14 protein-coding genes and 2 pseudogenes are annotated in these 16,628 nt (G+C 66.3%); 11 read left to right on the forward strand and 5 right to left on the reverse strand.

All coding sequences use genetic code 11. The features are described 5' to 3' along the window. Window positions 1-24: 24 nt before the first annotated feature. From A5744_RS06265 to A5744_RS06280, 4 genes are read right to left on the reverse strand one after another with little or no spacing between them, the layout of a single operon-like run. Window positions 25-672, reverse strand: a complete 648-nt coding sequence (locus tag A5744_RS06265) for a nitroreductase family protein (protein WP_076059337.1) — start codon at window positions 670-672, stop codon at window positions 25-27. Next, entirely contained in the window at window positions 672-1,601 is a 930-nt protein-coding gene (locus A5744_RS06270; protein WP_076059339.1) for an SDR family NAD(P)-dependent oxidoreductase, read from the reverse strand. The genes A5744_RS06265 and A5744_RS06270 overlap by 1 nt, the downstream gene beginning before the upstream one ends. Beyond that, complete coding sequence (locus tag A5744_RS06275) at window positions 1,598-2,698, reverse strand: acyl-CoA dehydrogenase family protein (RefSeq protein ID WP_076059341.1); 1,101 nt, start codon at window positions 2,696-2,698, stop codon at window positions 1,598-1,600. The genes A5744_RS06270 and A5744_RS06275 overlap by 4 nt, the downstream gene beginning before the upstream one ends. Continuing rightward, entirely contained in the window at window positions 2,695-3,858 is a 1,164-nt protein-coding gene (locus tag A5744_RS06280; protein ID WP_076059343.1) for an acyl-CoA dehydrogenase family protein, read from the reverse strand. The genes A5744_RS06275 and A5744_RS06280 overlap by 4 nt, the downstream gene beginning before the upstream one ends. A gap of 98 nt (window positions 3,859-3,956) precedes the next feature. Here A5744_RS06280 and A5744_RS06285 point away from each other — a divergent pair, with 98 nt between their 5' ends. The 10 genes from A5744_RS06285 (at window position 3,957) to A5744_RS06330 (ending at window position 15,550) form a co-directional block, all read left to right on the forward strand. Beyond that, window positions 3,957-5,669, forward strand: a complete 1,713-nt coding sequence (locus tag A5744_RS06285) for a VWA domain-containing protein (protein ID WP_076059344.1) — start codon at window positions 3,957-3,959, stop codon at window positions 5,667-5,669. 64 nt (window positions 5,670-5,733) lie between these two features. Further along, on the forward strand, window positions 5,734-6,588 hold the full coding sequence (locus A5744_RS06290; RefSeq protein WP_076059346.1) for a CbbQ/NirQ/NorQ/GpvN family protein: 855 nt from the start codon (window positions 5,734-5,736) through the stop codon (window positions 6,586-6,588). Window positions 6,589-6,675: 87 nt separating this feature from the next. Beyond that, window positions 6,676-7,788: an ABC transporter substrate-binding protein gene (locus A5744_RS06295; RefSeq protein ID WP_076059348.1), complete on the forward strand. Its 1,113-nt coding sequence runs from the start codon at window positions 6,676-6,678 to the stop codon at window positions 7,786-7,788. Window positions 7,789-7,791: 3 nt separating this feature from the next. Beyond that, on the forward strand, window positions 7,792-8,934 hold the full coding sequence (locus A5744_RS06300; protein ID WP_076059350.1) for a spirocyclase AveC family protein: 1,143 nt from the start codon (window positions 7,792-7,794) through the stop codon (window positions 8,932-8,934). After that, window positions 8,927-9,892, forward strand: coding sequence for an SDR family oxidoreductase (locus tag A5744_RS06305; protein WP_076059351.1), 966 nt, complete (start codon window positions 8,927-8,929; stop codon window positions 9,890-9,892). Before A5744_RS06300 ends, A5744_RS06305 begins: the two co-directional genes overlap by 8 nt. Continuing rightward, window positions 9,892-11,106, forward strand: coding sequence for a cytochrome P450 (locus A5744_RS06310; RefSeq protein WP_076059353.1), 1,215 nt, complete (start codon window positions 9,892-9,894; stop codon window positions 11,104-11,106). Before A5744_RS06305 ends, A5744_RS06310 begins: the two co-directional genes overlap by 1 nt. Before the next feature lie 91 nt (window positions 11,107-11,197). Then, the gene (locus A5744_RS06315; protein ID WP_076059355.1) at window positions 11,198-12,682 is read left to right on the forward strand and encodes an aldehyde dehydrogenase family protein; all 1,485 of its coding nucleotides are present in this window, start codon (window positions 11,198-11,200) and stop codon (window positions 12,680-12,682) included. 89 nt (window positions 12,683-12,771) lie between these two features. Next, window positions 12,772-13,431 carry a maleylpyruvate isomerase family mycothiol-dependent enzyme gene (locus A5744_RS06320; RefSeq protein ID WP_076059357.1) on the forward strand — a complete coding sequence of 220 codons (660 nt, stop codon included), beginning with the start codon at window positions 12,772-12,774 and terminating at the stop codon, window positions 13,429-13,431. A 59-nt stretch (window positions 13,432-13,490) separates the two neighbouring features. Continuing rightward, window positions 13,491-14,759: a cytochrome P450 gene (locus tag A5744_RS06325; RefSeq protein ID WP_076059359.1), complete on the forward strand. Its 1,269-nt coding sequence runs from the start codon at window positions 13,491-13,493 to the stop codon at window positions 14,757-14,759. A 5-nt stretch (window positions 14,760-14,764) separates the two neighbouring features. Further along, the gene (locus A5744_RS06330; RefSeq protein ID WP_076059361.1) at window positions 14,765-15,550 is read left to right on the forward strand and encodes a lysophospholipid acyltransferase family protein; all 786 of its coding nucleotides are present in this window, start codon (window positions 14,765-14,767) and stop codon (window positions 15,548-15,550) included. Here A5744_RS06330 and A5744_RS06335 read toward each other — a convergent pair. Beyond that, window positions 15,547-16,470: pseudogene (locus A5744_RS06335) on the reverse strand (WS/DGAT domain-containing protein); the annotation flags it as partial. The gene A5744_RS06330 and the pseudogene A5744_RS06335 sit on opposite strands and share 4 nt — an antisense overlap. Between A5744_RS06335 and A5744_RS24945 the strand changes: the two are divergent. Continuing rightward, window positions 16,456-16,628: pseudogene (locus A5744_RS24945) on the forward strand (wax ester/triacylglycerol synthase domain-containing protein); the annotation flags it as partial. The pseudogenes A5744_RS06335 and A5744_RS24945 overlap by 15 nt on opposite strands.

Below are 16,628 nucleotides of genomic sequence, written 5' to 3' on the forward strand. Positions count from 1 at the left end.
GCATACAGCGGTGATGGACCCATTCTAAAGGCTGGGGCCGTCCCAGCGATCGCGCGCGACCACCTCCTCGACGGGCCGCCTGGCGGCCGGCCGAAACGTGTGCCCTGCCTTCAGGCGGCCCACCGGCAGCAGGCAGCCCTGGACGTACGTCTGCGGAATGCCGAGCAGCTGCCGGATCTCGCCTTCGCGGTGCAGGTGCAATGTCGTAACGCACGTTCCGTAGCCGCGGGTGTGCAACGCCAGTTGAAAGTTCCACACCGCCGGGAAGATCGATCCGTAGAGCGTGGCCTGGTGAAACGACTCGTCGCCGTCGATGCGCGGCAGGTACGGCTGATAGCAGGGGATCACCAACAACGGCACCCGCGCCATGTTCTCAACCAACCACTCCGTCGACGACATGAGCCGGCCCTCCGGCGTTCCGGCCGGCAGCATCTCGGCGAGCAGGTGGCCGCCGACCCTGAGCAGATAAGCCTGTCGGTACAGCTCGGCGATTGTGTCCCGCAACACGGGATCTGTCACCACCAGCCACCGCCACGCCTGCTGGTTCGAGCCGTTGGCGGCCTGCAACCCGATGCGCAGGCACTCTCGAATGGCGTCGATGTCGACGGGCGCGTCCAGGTCGAGCGACTTGCGCGCGGACCGGGTTGCGGTGAGCAAATACTCGATGTCCATCAGGTGCCCACGCCGAGCTGGGCCGCCACGGCGAAGACTTCCTCGAAGATCGAGTCGGGCACGGTGAACGGTTCGGTTGCCGAGACTTCGGAAAGGTGAGCATCGATGTCGTCGGCGGTCGGGGTGCTGTCTTTCTCGGCGAGCCAGCCCTGGCCGAGGCCGACGAAGACACGGGCGAAACGACCGGCGCAGGCCGAGTAGTTCTGGTGGCTGAATTGGCAGGCCCGGCTCGCCAGGAAAACAACCATGGGTACGACCAGCTCGGGCTTGATCACGCCCAAGAACCCAATTTCGTCAAGGGCTTTCGGGTCTCCCACGGTTTCGGTCACCATGCGCGAAAAGCCGAACGGGAGCACGGTATTGGAGAGGATGCCGTGCTCGGCGCCCTCGATCGCGATCACGTTCGACAACCCGACCAGCCCGGCCTTGGCCGCCGCATAATGGGCTTCCAACGGCTGGCCGAACATGCCGCCCGAGGAGGAGATGAACACGAAGCGGCCATAGCGCTGCCGCTTCATCACCCGGTACGCCGGTTGGCTCAGGTAAAACCCGCCGTCGAGATGCACGCCGAGCATCTTGCGCCAGTCGTCCGCGGACAGCTCGTCGAACGGAATGCTGTTGAAAATCCCGGCATTACTGACCACGGCGTCGAGCCGGCCGAAGCGCGCGAGGGCCATCTCGACGATCGCGTCGCCGCCTTCCGGGCTGGCGACCGAGTCGTGCGAGGCCACGGCCACGCCGCCCTCCCTTTCGATCTCGGCGACGACCTGGTCCGCGACCGTGGCGTCGGACCCGTCACCGTGCATCGTGCCGCCCAGGTCGTTGACGATCACCGAGGCGCCACGTCGGGCCAGCTCCAGCGCATACAGCCGGCCGAGCCCCCGGCCCGCTCCTGTCACGATCGCGACCTGGTCGGTGAAATCGATCATGAGACAGCGTCTTTCGCAAGACGCGCACCGAGTTCCGTGAGATAGCCGTCGGGGCCACCAAGGAACTCGCTCCAACTCAGCAGCCGTTTGAGGTAGAGGTGGGCATCGTGTTCCCAGGTGTAGCCGATGCCCCCGAACACCTGGATCGCGGTATCGCCCACGGTGGCCAATCGTCCGGCGAACGCCTTTGCCCGCAACGCTGCCAGATGGCGCTGCTGCGCATCGGCGTGGTCCGCCGCCCACAACGCGTGGATCACCCCGCTGCGGGCCAACTCGACCGTTTCGTACATGTCGACGCACAGATGCTGGATGGCCTGGAACGAGCCGATGACCTGACCGAACTGCTTTCGCACCTTGGCATATTCGATGGCTAGGTCCATCACGGCCCGCGCGGCGCCGAGCGCGTCGGCGGCCGTGGCAACGAGCACGTCGTCGACCACCGCGGCAACGGCGTCCGGGGACGACGTGGCCAGCCGGTGTGCGGGCGCGTCATCGAGCGCGACTCGAAAGTGCTTGCGGGTCTGGTCGATACCGCGCTGGGGGGCCACCGAAATGCCGGCGGAGTCGGTCTTCACCGCGAAAAGCCCGGTCCCGTTCTCGTACTCGGCGAGTACGAGCAGGACGTTCGCCGCGGCTGCGTCGGATATGGTGACCTCGCCCCGCAGCACGCCGTCGCGGTCGCGCCCGGCGGCGCTGACCGCAGCGTCATTGCGATCGAGCGGTCCGACGGCGACGATCGTGGTTCCGTCGGCGATCCCGGTCAAAAGGTCGGCCGCTTCGGCCCCAACGCCGAGCCTGGCCAGCGCGCGCGGCGCGGCAACCGCGCTCGACAGCCACGGTCCCGGGTGCAGGGCGGCGCCGAGCTCTTCGGCCACGATGCCCGCTTCGACCATCGTCATGCCGGCGCCGCCGTACTCGGTCGGCACCAACAGCCCGGTCGTTCCGAGGTCGGCGAGGCCGCGCCAGACGGCGCCGGTGGTACCGGTCGGGTCGTCGAGTAGAGCGCGCACGTGTCCAGAAATCGGGGCTTTCTCGGCGAGGAAGTGTCGCGCCGTGTCGCGGAGCGCGACTTGCTCGTCGTTCAATTCGAGGTTCATTGGCGCGGCAATCCGAGCACGCGTTGGGCGGTGATGTTCTTGTTGATCTGGGTCGTGCCGCCGGCGATGGTCAGTGAGCGCGACGTCAGGCGGTAGTCAGCCCACCGGTGCTGCTCCCCGCCGGTGCCCAGCACGTCGAAGGCCAGGGCGGCCATGTCCTGTCCGATCTCACCCCAGACACTCTTGGCGAGACTGGCCGAGCCCATGGCAGTCTTGTCCGAGCCGCCGTGCAGCGTCGCCGAAATCGAGCGCTGACACAGCAATTCGAGATACTTGATGCGCACCCCGATTTCGCCGAGGCGACGCAGTGTCACCGGGTCTTGAAGGATGCCCTGCGCGTCATCGGCGGCGGCGAAGTCGGACACCAATTCCTCCAGCCGCACCTGCATCTCGGCGTAGAGCCGTGCGGCCCCGGCGCGCTCGTGGCTGAGCGTGGTGGTGGCCACCTGCCAGCCGCCGTTCAGCGGGCCCAGCAGCGCGTCCGCCGGAACTCGCGCGTCGTGGAAGAAGATCTCGGCGAAATCGGTGTCGCCGTTGAGGGTGACGAGCGGGCGGACCTCGATGCCGGGCAGCGTCATGTCGACGATCAGGCACGAGATGCCTTTGTGTTTCGGGGCCTCCGGATCGGTACGCACATAGAGCTGGCACCAGTCGGCGCGATGCCCCAGCGAGGTCCAGATCTTCTGTCCGTTGACGACGAAGTCGTCCCCATCGCGCACCGCGCGGGTGCGCAGCGCGGCCAGGTCGGATCCCGCTTCCGGCTCGGACATCCCCTGGCACCAGATGTCGTCCGCGCGCATCATGCGGGGGAGCAGCGTCGTCTTCTGCGTCTCGGTGCCGTATTGCATGATCGCCGGCGCGATGTTGTTCATGCCAATGACGTTGAGCGGCAACGGTGCCCGAGCGCGCGTGGTTTCCTCGGTGTAGACCAGCTGCTCCAGAACCGTCGCCCCGCGGCCACCGTACTCGCGCGGCCACGACACGGCCGCCCAGCCGGCGTCGGCCATCGTGTGGTTCCAGGCGCGCAGCATCGCGAAGGTGGCGTCGTCGCGGCCGGAGGGGCGACGGGCGGCGATCAGCTCGTCGGTCAGATTCGCGGACAGCCAGTCGCGCAGCTCGGCGCGGAACTGTTCCACCTCAGCCGGGTAGGAGAAATCCACGTTCTCTTGTTTACCTCGTGCGATTGACTGGGCCAAGCCCCGGACTTTACGTTGGAACAGATATTTGGTCAACGCGGTCCAAGGTTCGGAGGTGGAGCGTGCCGAGCGACGCTCCTGGCGACCAGCCGCAGGTTTTCGGCCTGCTGGCCTCCGCCCTTGCGGGCAGCGCGGTGGCGGTGGCTGAACTGCAACCGGGTGAGCCGTCGTGGACCGACGGCCAGACGATTTACCTGGATCCTTCCGCGCCGGCCCGCGCGAAACTCGAAGCGGTTGCCGTCCAGGCCTCGATGCTCGCGGCCGGCAGCCTGGACCCCGACGTGGTGCGTTCCCTGGTCCGGCGCCCACGGCTGGCCAAGCGGTATCTGGCGATCGAGGGTCATCGCGCATTGGTCGCCAATAGCGATCTGCTGCCGGGCACGCTGGCATCGATGGGCAACCGAGACGTCGCGAGTCGCACCGGGTCGGCCGTCGATTCCCTGCGAATTGCCGAGGGCAGGGAGGCGATCGACGACCCGCCGCCGGAATTCGGGGTGATCCGTGCCGCGAAGGTACTGGCCGCGGGTTCGGCCAAGCCCGAGGACCGGCGCAACGCCGTTCATGTCCCGCGCGGGGACGGCGCGAAGCAACTCGAGGAGCTAGAGGACGGCGCGATCGACGATTCCGACGACCCGGACATGTTCACCAGCCCGGTGGGCGGGGGCGGCTTCATCGGCAAGTGGCTGAAGAAGATGCTGTCTTCGGCGCGTAAGACCGGGAGCGGCGGTGGTCCGCCCGGCGCGGATACCCCGACGCACCGGACGAACTCCGCCAACCGCGGCCTGCACGCCGTCGCCTCGCTGGCGTCAACCGCGAGCGAGGAGGTCGACGACCACGAAACCCACAGCGACGTCGACGGCGTGACCTATCCGGAATGGGATGTCACGCGCAGGAGCTACCGGCCCGCGTGGTGCACCGTGCGCGAAATCGAGGGGGAAATCAAGCCATCGGCGACCCACGCGATCGATGCCGCCATCGGCGTGCGGCGCCCGCTATCGCGACTGGGGATGGGCCTGCACCGCCGCCACCGCCAGCCGCAGGGCGACGACATCGATATCGACGCCGCGGTCGAAGCTCGCGTCGAGGTGCTGGCCGGGTCGGTGCCCGACGAGGCGGTATACCTCGACAGCCTGCGGCGCCGACGCGACCTGTCGGTGCTGCTCCTGCTCGACGTGTCGGGGTCGGCGGCGGAGCCAGGAACGGTCGGACGCACGGTGCACGAACAACAGCGTGCGGCGGTCGCCAATCTCGCTGTGGCACTGCACGATCTGGGCGACCGGGTCGCGCTCTACGCCTACTACTCGCAGGGCCGGCGCGCGGTGAACATGGTGCCCGTCAAACGGTTTGACGACCATCTCGACTCCCGGGTCATGAAGCGGCTTAACAGCCTCGAACCCGGCGCGTATTCCCGCCTCGGCGCGGCCATCCGCCACGGCTCGGCGGTGCTCGAGGCACGCGGAGGCACGTCGCGGCGGCTGTTGGTGGTGTTGTCCGACGGGCTCGCGTACGACCACGGTTACGAGCGGGCTTACGGTGCCGCGGATGCGCGCCGCGCCCTGATCGAGGCGCGCCGCCGCGGCACCGGCTGCGTATGTCTGACGATCGGAGCGGGAACCGATGTGCAGTCGTTGCGCCGGGTGTTCGGCAGTACCGCGCACGCGACGATCGCGCGGCCCGATCAGCTCGCCGGCGTGGTCGGACCGCTGTTCCGGTCCGCATTACGATCGGCTGAGGTTCACCGAAGGGTGTCCAAACCAGCTGTTCAGCGGGCTTGAAACAAACATCTGTTCCGGATAGGCTCGAAAACACCGCGGTGCTGCGGCTGACAGAGGGGACGCAATGGCCGACGAGTCCGGAGTCGCTTACCGGAACGGCGTGACCCCCGAGGCGGACACGGTGCGGCCCTACTACAAGGCGATTGGCGGCGAAGAGGCAATCTTCAAGGCGGCGTACCGCCAGGGTTTGTCCCTCGTCTTGAAGGGCCCGACGGGGTGCGGCAAGACCCGCTTCGTCGAGGCGATGGCCTTCGACCTCGGCCGGCCGCTGATCACCGTCGCGTGCCATGACGACCTCACCACCGCGGATCTGGTCGGTCGGTATCTGCTGCAGGGCGACGAGACTGTGTGGGTGGACGGTCCGCTCACCCGGGCGGTGCGCGAGGGCGCGATCTGCTACCTGGACGAAGTGGTGGAGGCCCGTCAGGACACCACCGTGGTGCTGCATCCACTCGCGGACCACCGCCGCCAGCTGCCCATCGAACGGCTCGGTGTCACACTGGACGCGGCCCCCGGATTCGGCCTCGTGGTGTCCTACAACCCCGGCTATCAAAGCGTGCTCAAGGACCTGAAGGATTCCACGCGTCAGCGCATGGTCGCCATCGAATTCGGTTTCCCCGCAGCAGATGTCGAGGAGGCCATCGTTGCGCACGAGTCGGGTGTCGACGATGCGACCGCAGCCGAGCTGGTGCGTTTCGGGCAGGCGATCCGCCGGCTGGAAACCGGCGGGTTGCGCGAGGTCGCCTCGACGCGCGTGCTGATCGCGGCGGGCCGGCTCGTCGCGGAGGGCCTGACACTGCAAGAGGCGGCCCGGGCGGCGATCGCCGGGCCACTGACCGACGACGTGGCCGTGGGCAAGGGGTTGGGCGAGATGGTCGACATCTATCTGGGCGGATCCGGGGTTGATGGGGCGCGATGATTGACGGTCTAAACCGCCCCCGCTAGGGTCTGAACAAATATTAGGTTTTCGGATCGGCGCGCACGAGATCGCCACCCGGGAGGTCGGATGTCCTACGAAAGCACTGCTGAGCCGATCAAGGTCGGCTACCTGATGGACTTCACGCTGCCGCCGGGCTTTCCCGAAGAACTGAAGGCGTCCTTCACCCAATGCTTTGACCTCGTCTTCGACGAAGCGCACGAGCAGGGCCTGATCGATCGCCCGGTGCAAATGATCTACCGCGAAGTGGAGGGGCTGCCGAAGGGGTCGGTCAAGGCCGTGATCGATGCCTTCGGCGAGCTCGTCGACGAAGGCTGCCTCGTGGTGTTCGGCCCGCACATCACCGACAACTGCGTTCCCACCCGCGAGGCGATCCAAGAACGGTTCAAGGTCCCCGCCATCAGCGTCACCGGCACCGACGACTGGTTGGGCGAATGGACGTTCTCCTTCCCGCAGGGTTCGATGACCGACGAGCCGATCTTCATCGCGGACCTCGTCGCCAAACGCGGACTCTCCGAGATCGGCGTCCTCGTCGAGCAGAACCTGATCGGCGAGAGCTACCTCAAGAACCTGCGAAGCGCTTGCCGCCGCAATGGCATTCGCATCGTTGCTGAAGCGGCGATCGCCCAAACCGCGCAGGACATCAATGAAGCCATCCGCACCCTTCACGATGCGAAGGCCGAAGCGATCGTGCATCTGGGCTTCGGCTTCGGGATCGTGTTCATCAACCCGGCGCTGCAGGCCGTCGATTGGGACCCGCCGCGATTCACGACCACGGCTTTCCAGAACGCGTGGGTGAACCCGATCATGTGGGACGCATTCATGGGCTGGGTCGGGGTCGATCAGTATGACGAGGCGAATCGAGTCGGCCAGGACTTCCTCGATCGTTACGCCGAGAAGTACGACGGTAGCCGCCCCGAATATTGCGTGTCGGTGGTCAACCGTGACGTCGCCGCCACACTTGTGCGCGCGTTCACCGATGCGCACCCGCTCAGCCCGCGCGGCGTCAAAGAGGCATTAGAGCGGGTGAAGATGATGCCCGCCGCCTCCGGCGCGCCCGGCACCCGGGTCTCCTTCGGCAAATGGACTCGGCGGGCGTGGATGGGTGCCGGCTACCTGGTGGCGCGCACCCTCGACGCCGACGGCACCAACTCGCATTTGGTCGATCGCTTCGGAGAGTGAGAAATGAGCACTGACCAATCCGCACCGCTTGCCGCCGACGAGAAGCCGGAATCGCCGCCGCGAAGCCGCAAACGCGGCTGGGGTGGCTGGATCGCCGGCGCTGCGCTGGCAGCGTTCGCGCTCTTCTTCATCGCGAACCGCCGTGTCGCCCTGGATCCGCGGGTCGCCAACCCGAATGTCGTGGGCCGGCCGCGCCCGGTCAAGTTCCAATTCGGGCTGGACTACATCGGGTTCCTGGATGCTGCCACTGTGGTGGCGCTCATTGTGCTGCTGCTGGTCTTTATCCGAGGCTGGCGACGGAATCCGGGCAGTCCGGTCATGCTGATGTTCTTGTGCACCACGCTGATCGTGTGGCAGGACCCGATCATGAACTGGGCCCCGTTCGCGGTGTACAACCCCGATCTCGTCCACTGGCCGGAGTCGTGGCCGCTGGTGTCGCTGTCGCCGACGGTCGAACCGTTTGTCGTTTTCGGTTACGTGATGTTCTATTTCGGCCCCTACTTTCCGGCCGTCTGGATCCTGCGGAAGCTGCAGGCCAAGCACGGGCCGCAGGCGTTCGTGTCGCGACATCCGTTGGTGTGCCTGGGTCTGATCACGATGGTGATCGGCTTCGTCATGGATGCGTTTCTGGAGAACACCCTCATCCACTGGGGCATGTACATCTACTCGCAGGTGATTCCCTGGGGCTCGGTATTCACCGGCACGACGTTCCAGTTCCCGTTGATCTGGGAGTCCTTCTCGGTGACGTTCGTGATGGTGCCCGCGGCGATCCTGTGCTATCGCGACGACACGGGTAAATCGGTGGCGGAGAAGCTGGCCGCCAAGGCCAAGGTCTTTCCGACGCGCCCGGTGCTCGGCACCTTCCTCGTGATGTTCGCCATTATCAATGTCTCCTACTTCGCGTACGGGGCGTGGTTCTGGGCTATCAAGGTCAGCCATGCGGCGACTTCGGTGGCCTGCCCGTGGCCCTACCCGGAGGCCAAAGTGTATGACCCGCAAGGGTATTACGAGAAGGCAGGGGCGCAGGGCCCGTACTCGGTCGGCATCTGGTCGACCTGGGCGAGCGGGGAACCCAACGGCCGACCGCAAGTCCAACCGCCGGCGCCCGGTGAGGGTGCCTGTGCAACCCCGAGTAAGAATGGCTGATCCTCGTAGCGTCGTCATCACCGGCGCTTCCCGTGGCCTGGGCTTCGCCTCGGCGGTGCGCCTCCACCGCGAAGGGTGGCGGGTAATCGCGGCGATGCGCGCACCCGAGAAGGGGATCGCGGCGCTGCGCGAGGCGACGGGAGCGGCCGGTGACGACGACCGTCTGGTCGGCGTGCAGCTCGATCTTACGGACGCGGCGTCAATCTCCGCTGCCGCCAAGACAATTGAGGAAGCCGTCGGCGCGCCCTACGCGCTGGTGCACAACGCGGGGATCTCCGCCGCCGGAATGGTGGAGGAGACCGATACGGAGCTGTGGCAGAAGATGTTCGCCACCAGCGTCATCGGCCCCGTCGCGCTCACCCAGGCGCTGCTGCCGGCGATGCGCGCGGCCGGCGAGGGACGCATCGTGCTGGTGTCCAGCGCGTCCGGGGTGCGCGGCCAGCCCGGCACCGCGCCGTATTCCGCGGCCAAGGGGGCGCTGGAGCGATGGGGTGAGGCGATGGCGTGCGAGATCGCGCCCTTCGGCCTCGGCGTCACCGTTTTGGTGACCGGCGTGTACGACACCGACATCATCACCGACGCGGGCACAACCGACGACCGTGATTTCGACGGCCCCTACGCGCGGCTGCATACCACCATGAACACCCGCGGCCGTTTCGCGATCCGTTTCGCCAGGCCACCCGAGCGGTTCACCGACGGCCTGGTCAAGGCGCTGGGCGACCGTGTGCCGTTCCGTCGTCGCGGCGTGGGACCCGATGCCTCGATGCTGTTGGCACTCAACAGGATCCTCCCGGCCTCGGGCATGCACCACATGTCCCGGATCGTGCTGGGCATCCCCAGACAGGGGTCGATGCGCGGCGGGACATGGCCGCTGACCGTCGGCCAACGGCTGATGGTGCTCGCCGCTCGAGTTCTACCGGCGTCGGTGTTGCGGCGCTTGGGATCAAAGGAGCAGTAATGGAACAGCTTTTCGACGACCTGGAAGACTTCGGCGCCTTCGACGACGCCGTCTCCGGCGACGTGCGCGACCCCTACACGGAACTGGCGCGGCTGCGCCGCGAGGAGCCGGTCCAGCGCCTGGACACCTCGGGAATGCCCCACGAGGAGTCCAAGCCGGTGTTCATCGTCTACCGCCACGAGGAAGCCCAGCAGATGCTGCGCGACAACGAAACGTTCTCGTCGGCGGCCGTCATCGCGGCGTTCGGTCCGGTGCTCGGCGAAGGCGTGATGCTCGGCATGGACGAACCGGTGCACGGTCGGCTGCGGTCGCTGGTGTCAAAGGCGTTCTCGCAGAAGGCCTTAGCGCGGTGGGAGGACGAGCTGGTCGGTCGCGTTGCCAACAGCCTGATCGACAAGTTCGCGGCGAAGGGCAAGGCCGACCTGGTCAAGGAATTCACCTTCGACTATCCAAGCCAGATCATTGCCGGGCTGCTGGGCCTGCCGGAGGAGGACTATCCGCAGTTTCAGCGCTGGTCCATCTCCCTGCTGAGCTGGATCCTCAACCCGGAACGCGGGCTCGCGGCGTCGGCCGCGCTGTGTGACTACTTCGCGCCGATCCTCGAGGCCCGCCGCGCCGAACCGAAGGACGATCTGATCAGCGCGCTGGCCCAGGCGGAGATCGACGGGGAGAAGCTCGACGACGAGGAGATCTTTTCGTTCTTGCGCCTACTGCTGCCCGCGGGGGTGGAGACCACCTATCGCGCGCTGGGCAGCCTGCTCTTGGCACTGCTGTCCGACCCCGCGCAGCTGGACGCCATCCGCGCGGACCGATCGCTATTGCCCCAGGCGATCGAAGAGGGGGTGCGGTGGGAACCGCCCCTGCTGACCATCACCCGGGTTGCCACCCGCGACACCGAACTCGGTGGGGTGCCGATCCCGGCCGGCTCGACGGTGATGCCGATGCTGGGATCAGCCAACCGGCAGGAAGACCGCTACCCCGATCCCGACAAGTTCGACATTTACCGACAGGCCAGGGGACACCTCGGCTGGGGGCACGGCGTGCACGTCTGCCTCGGCATGCACCTGGCGCGGCTGGAGATGCGCACCGCCATCAACCTGTTGCTCGACCGGCTGCCGAATCTTCGACTGGACCCCGACGGGGACGACCCGCACATACGGGGGCAGGTTTTCCGGTCGCCGACGTCGGTCCCGGTGCTGTTCGACCCCCAGTGACCAGCCCCGCAGCGGTTGCACCTTGTCAATCGGCTAGTTTCCAGTAAGGCTCTCCGTAGCCCTTCAAACGACGCAGAAGAGAGTGACAGATATGACCGAGGCTGTAAAGGTTCGCTTCGAGCCCAAAATGATGATCGACGGCAAGCTCGTCGAGGGCCAGGCGGGCACCTTCACCAACATCAACCCGGCGACCGAGGAATCGCTCGGCGAGGTCGCCGACGCGTCGAAGGAGGACATGCACCGGGCCATCGACGCCGCCCGGCGCGCCTTCGACGAGACCGACTGGTCGACCAACCGTGAGCTTCGCAAGCGCTGCCTGTTGCAACTGCACGACGCGATCGAATCCGAGAAGGAAGAGCTACGCGAGGAACTCATCCTCGAAGTTGGTTCCCCACGGGCCATCACCTTCGGCCCCCAGCTGGACGCCCCGCTGGCCGACGGACTGAAGTACCCGGCGCGACTGATCGACGAGTACGCGTGGGAAACCGACCTCGGGGACCGGGTGATCAGCCTGACCGGCGCCAACACCTCCATCAAGGTCTGGCGGGAGCCGGTGGGCGTAGTCGGCGCGATTGTGCCGTGGAACTTCCCGTTCGAGGTCACGCTCAACAAGCTCGGCCAGGCGCTGGGAACTGGCAATACGGTGGTGCTCAAACCGGCGCCCAATACCCCGTTCAACGCGACCCGGCTGGGCCGGCTGATTGCCGAAAAGACCGACATCCCGGCCGGCGTCGTCAACGTCGTCACCGCCTCGGATCACTTTGTGGGCGAAGAGCTTACGCTCTCGCCCAAGGTTGACCTGATCTCGTTCACCGGCTCGACGGTGGTCGGCAAGCGGATCATGGAAAAGGGCGCTGCCACGATGAAGCGGCTGTTCCTCGAACTCGGCGGCAAGTCGGCCACCATCGTTCTCGAGGACGCCGACTTCGGGTTGGCGTGTGCGATCGGCATCGCCCCGTGCATGCACGCGGGCCAGGGCTGCGCCAATCCCACCCGGATGTTGTTGCCGCGGTCTCGCTACGACGAGGGTGTGGCAATCCTCAAGGGCATCTATGAGAACGTCACGTGCGGTGACCCGCAGGACCCCGGAACCCTGTGCGGTCCGGTGATTTCGCAGCGACAGTTCGAGCGGGTGACGGGCTACATCAAGAAGGGCGTCGAAGAGGGCGCCACCGCGCTGGTCGGCGGGCCCGGCGCGGAGACCGGTTTCGACAAGGGATACTTCATCCGCCCAACGCTTTTCACCGACGTCGACAACTCCATGACGATCGCCCAAGAGGAGATCTTCGGGCCGGTGCTGTCGGTGATCCCGTTCGACGACGAGGAGGACGCGATCCGGATCGCCAACGACAGCGTGTACGGCTTGGCCGGCAACGTGATGTCGGGCTCGCTGGAGCATTCGCTGGCGGTGGCTCGCCGGATCAAGGCCGGCTTCATCGGCGTCAACGGCGGGGCGCCGTACGGCGCCGACACCCCGTTCGGCGGATACAAGCACAGCGGGGTGGGCCGCCAGAACGGCGTCGCGGGGTTCGACCAGTACACCGAAATCAAGTCCGTGGGGTATCCCGTCGGCTGAGTTGCCGGCGTCGAGATTGCCGTCAGGGTTGTGGTTTTGGAGCCGATCGCAGCCATGACGGCAATCTCGGCGCATTAGGTCTAGCCGCCGTGCGAGAGGACCGCGAGTTTGTGTTCGCCGCCGTCGCCGACGAACGGCGCCGCATCGCATATCTGCTGGATCGTTTGGACGAGTCGCAGTTGGCCACCGCCAGCCTGTGCGATGGCTGGGACGTCAAGACTGTGGCCGCCCATATCGTCAGCACCATCACGGACGGAACCCCGGCATTTCTGAGCCTCGCGCTGCGCCATCGGAGCATGGCGCGCGCGATCGACGAGTTGGCCCGACGGGGCGCGCGGCGGCCGGCCTCTGATATCGCCGCCAGCCTGCGTCAATGTGCGGATCGCCGGATCAGTCCGCCGTTGTTCGGCCCACTCGATCCGTTGGCTGACGTCCTGGTGCACGGTGGCGACATCAGGATCCCGCTCGGCCTGCCGTTTGCCCCCGACCCGCAGTTGGCGGCGCTGGCGATGGATTTCCTGACCGGTCCGTGGCCGTTCGGTTTCGTTCCGTTGGGCCGCCTGCGCGGGATCAGCCTGCGCGCTAACGATATTCGTCGGACCTGGGGGAGGGGTGCCGAGATTCGCGGACCGGTCGCCGCGCTCATGATGGCGGTCAGCGGCCGCACCGCGCTCTTGCATCGGCTCGAAGGGCCGGGCCTGGCACGGCTGCTCGAGCGGGTACCTGCTCCTCCTGGCGATTTGACCTAATTTTTGTTCCGTTCTAGATTTGACGGAGGGCCGGGTGACGCGCGAAAGGGTATGACGGAATGACTGATTTCGACTCGGTCGATTTCTTCACCGACGCTTCCCTTATCCCCGATCCGTACCCCTATTTCGACCACCTGCGCGGCCGTTGCCCGGTGATGCCGCAACCCGAACAGGGCGTCATGGCGATAACGGGGCACCAGGAAGCCCTCGCGGTGTACAAGGATCCGGCCTTCTCCTCATGTGTCTCGGTCGCCGGCCCCTTTTCGGGCCTGCCCTTCGAGCCCGTGGGCGACGACATCGGCGAGCTGATCGAGCAGCATCGCACGCAGATCCCGATGAGCGAACACATCGTCACCCAGGATCCGCCGGACCATACCCGGACGCGGGGGCTGCTCAGCCGCCTGCTGACTCCCAAGCGGCTCAAGGAAAATGAAGACTTCATGTGGCGGCTCGCCGATGCGCAGCTCGACGAGTTCGTCTCCCGCGGAACGTGTGAGTTCCTGGACGACTACGCGCGACCCTTTTCGGGATTGGTGATTGCCGATCTGCTGGGTGTTCCGACGGAAGACCACGAGGAGTTTCGGGCGGCGTTCTCCGGCCAGGTCCCTGGCGGGATCGACGACGACTCGGTGACGCGCGCACACAACCCGCTCGAGTACCTCGACGAAAAGTTCACCACTCACATCACCGAGCGCCGCCGCGAACCGCGATCCGACGTGCTGACCGAGCTGGCCCTGGCGAAGTATCCCGACGGCTCGACTCCCGAAGTCATCGACGTCGTCCGGCTCGCCACCTTCCTGTTCGCTGCCGGACAGGAAACGACCACCAAGTTGCTCAGCTTCGCCGTACGAACGATCGCCGAACATCCGGAGCTCCAAAAATTGCTTCGCGAAGACCGGAGCAAGATACCGACTTTCGTCGAAGAGACACTGCGCATGGAAAGTCCGGTCAAGTGTCATTTCCGCATGGCGCGGACATCGACGTCCATCGGTGACATCAAGGTTCCGGCGGGCAGCACCGTGATGCTACTTCCCGGCGCAAGCAACCGGGACGCCCGTAAATTCGATGACCCCAACGAGATTCGCATTGACCGGATCAATGTTCGCGAACATATCGCGTTCGGACGGGGCAATCATTCCTGCCCCGGCGCACCCCTGGCCCGGGCCGAGGGACGGATCTCGCTCAATCGCATCCTCGACCGGATGGCAGACATCACCATCGCCGAGGAGCAGCACGGTCCTCCAGATGCCCGGCGCTATACCTACGAACCAACGTGGCAGATGCGTGGCCTCACCGAACTGCACCTGGGATTCAGCCCGATCGCGTGAGCGCTATGCACGAAACCGCCAGGTGGGATCCCGGATTCACGGAGCGGCTCGTGAATGCGGCGGGCCCCGTAGCGCGGCGCTGGTTCCGCTTCGAGGTGCGCGGGTTGGAATCGTTGCCGGTACAGGGCGGCGCGCTGCTGGTGTCCAACCATTCCGGCGGCATGCTGACGCCCGATGTGCTGATCTTCGCCTCAGCGTTCTACCGCAAATTCGGCTACGACCGCCCGCTGTACACGCTGGGTCACGACGGGATGTTTGCCGGACCGCTGGCCGGCGTGTTCACCCGTCTTGGCGTGATCCACGCCAGCACGGAAAACGCCGTCAAAGCGCTGCGGTCGGGAGGAGTCGTGCTGGTTTTCCCCGGCGGCGTCTACGACGCGTACCGGCCGACACTGGCCGAAAACGTCGTCGACTTCAATGGGCGCACGGGATATGTCAGGTCGGCGATCGCCGCGGGGGTGCCGATTGTGCCGGCGGTGTCCGTCGGCGGGCAGGAGAGCCAGTTGTTCTTGACTCGGGGGACCTGGTTGGCGAAGCGGTTGGGCCTGTCGCGGTTTCGGTCGGACATTCTGCCGGTGACCCTGGGGTTCCCGTTCGGGTTGAGCGTGATTATGCCGCCCAATCTCCCGTTGCCGACCAAGATCGTGACCGATGTTTTGGAACCGATCGATATCCGCGCCCGGTTCGGCGACAAGCCGGAAGTCTCCGACGTCGACGCGCATGTGCGTGCGGTGATGCAGACCGCGCTCGATCGACTGGCCAGCGAGCGCCGGTTTCCCGTCCTGGGCTAGGATTCGGCGACGTCGCTTGAAATCCCTGCGGCAGCGCATATTTCGTGGAACGCACCGACCATAGCGTCGGTCACTTCGTGGGTGTCGGCAACGGTGCGATCATCGGCGATGACCGAGATGTTGAGCTGGTCGACGTAACTCCACACGGTGATGTTGATGCCGCACCCCGCGATCAGCGGACCGGCGGAATAGATCTCTTCGACCACGGCACCGGCGAAACGCCCACGCTCGCGCGGCCCGGCGACATTGGACACGGGCAGGTTGAACAGCCTGTTTTGCGCGTCTCGCCGGGCCAGCCACCGAAACGCGGCGGGGGCGACGACCGACGGCAGGTAGGTGATCAATTTGCCGTACAGCTCGGGACCGAACAGCTCATTGTTTTCTTTGGCGATCGAGGTCGCCAACGACGTCAACCGCACCCGCTCCAACGGGTCGTCGACCTGCGTCGGCAGCGACACCACCATCCCACCGAGCTCGTTGCCGCTGATCCGGTGCGGCGAGCGGTCCGTACTGGCTGGCACCGAGGCGAGGATGGGCCGGTCCGCGGCGCCGTCGTAGCGCAACAGCAACTCCCGCAATGCGCCCGCGGCCATCGCAATCACCACGTCGTTAATGGTGATCCGCAACCGTTTACCCGCGTGTTTCACCTGCGCCAGCGACAGGGTCGCGGTCGCGAAAGTCCGTACCGGTGAGACCACATGGTTGATGAATGTCGGCGGCGCGTGCAGCAGCCGGGCGAAATCCGGTTGCTCACCACGTTCGCGGCCGCGCCGACGGAGCCGCCGGACACCGGAAAGCGCGTCGACGATCACCGCCGGCAGCGCGGCAAACTGCTGCACATGATCGCGCCCCGCCGCCCGCAGCAGCTCCGCCGTCGATGGCGGGACGCAACCCGTGTCGTTGTCGCGCTCATCGGCAAGCTGCACCACGCCTTGGCCGACGGGGTGGCGTCGGCGAATCTCCTTGCTCGACTCATGGACTTGCCGGGGCCGGTGCAAGACGAGCGCGACAACGACACGGGTTGCGTCCCGCCATCGACGGCGGAGCTGCTGCGGGCGGCGGGGCGCGATCATGTGCA

Source organism: Mycobacterium sp. IS-1264 (assembly GCF_001954195.1).
In the GTDB taxonomy this organism is placed as follows: Bacteria; Actinomycetota; Actinomycetes; order Mycobacteriales; family Mycobacteriaceae; genus Mycobacterium.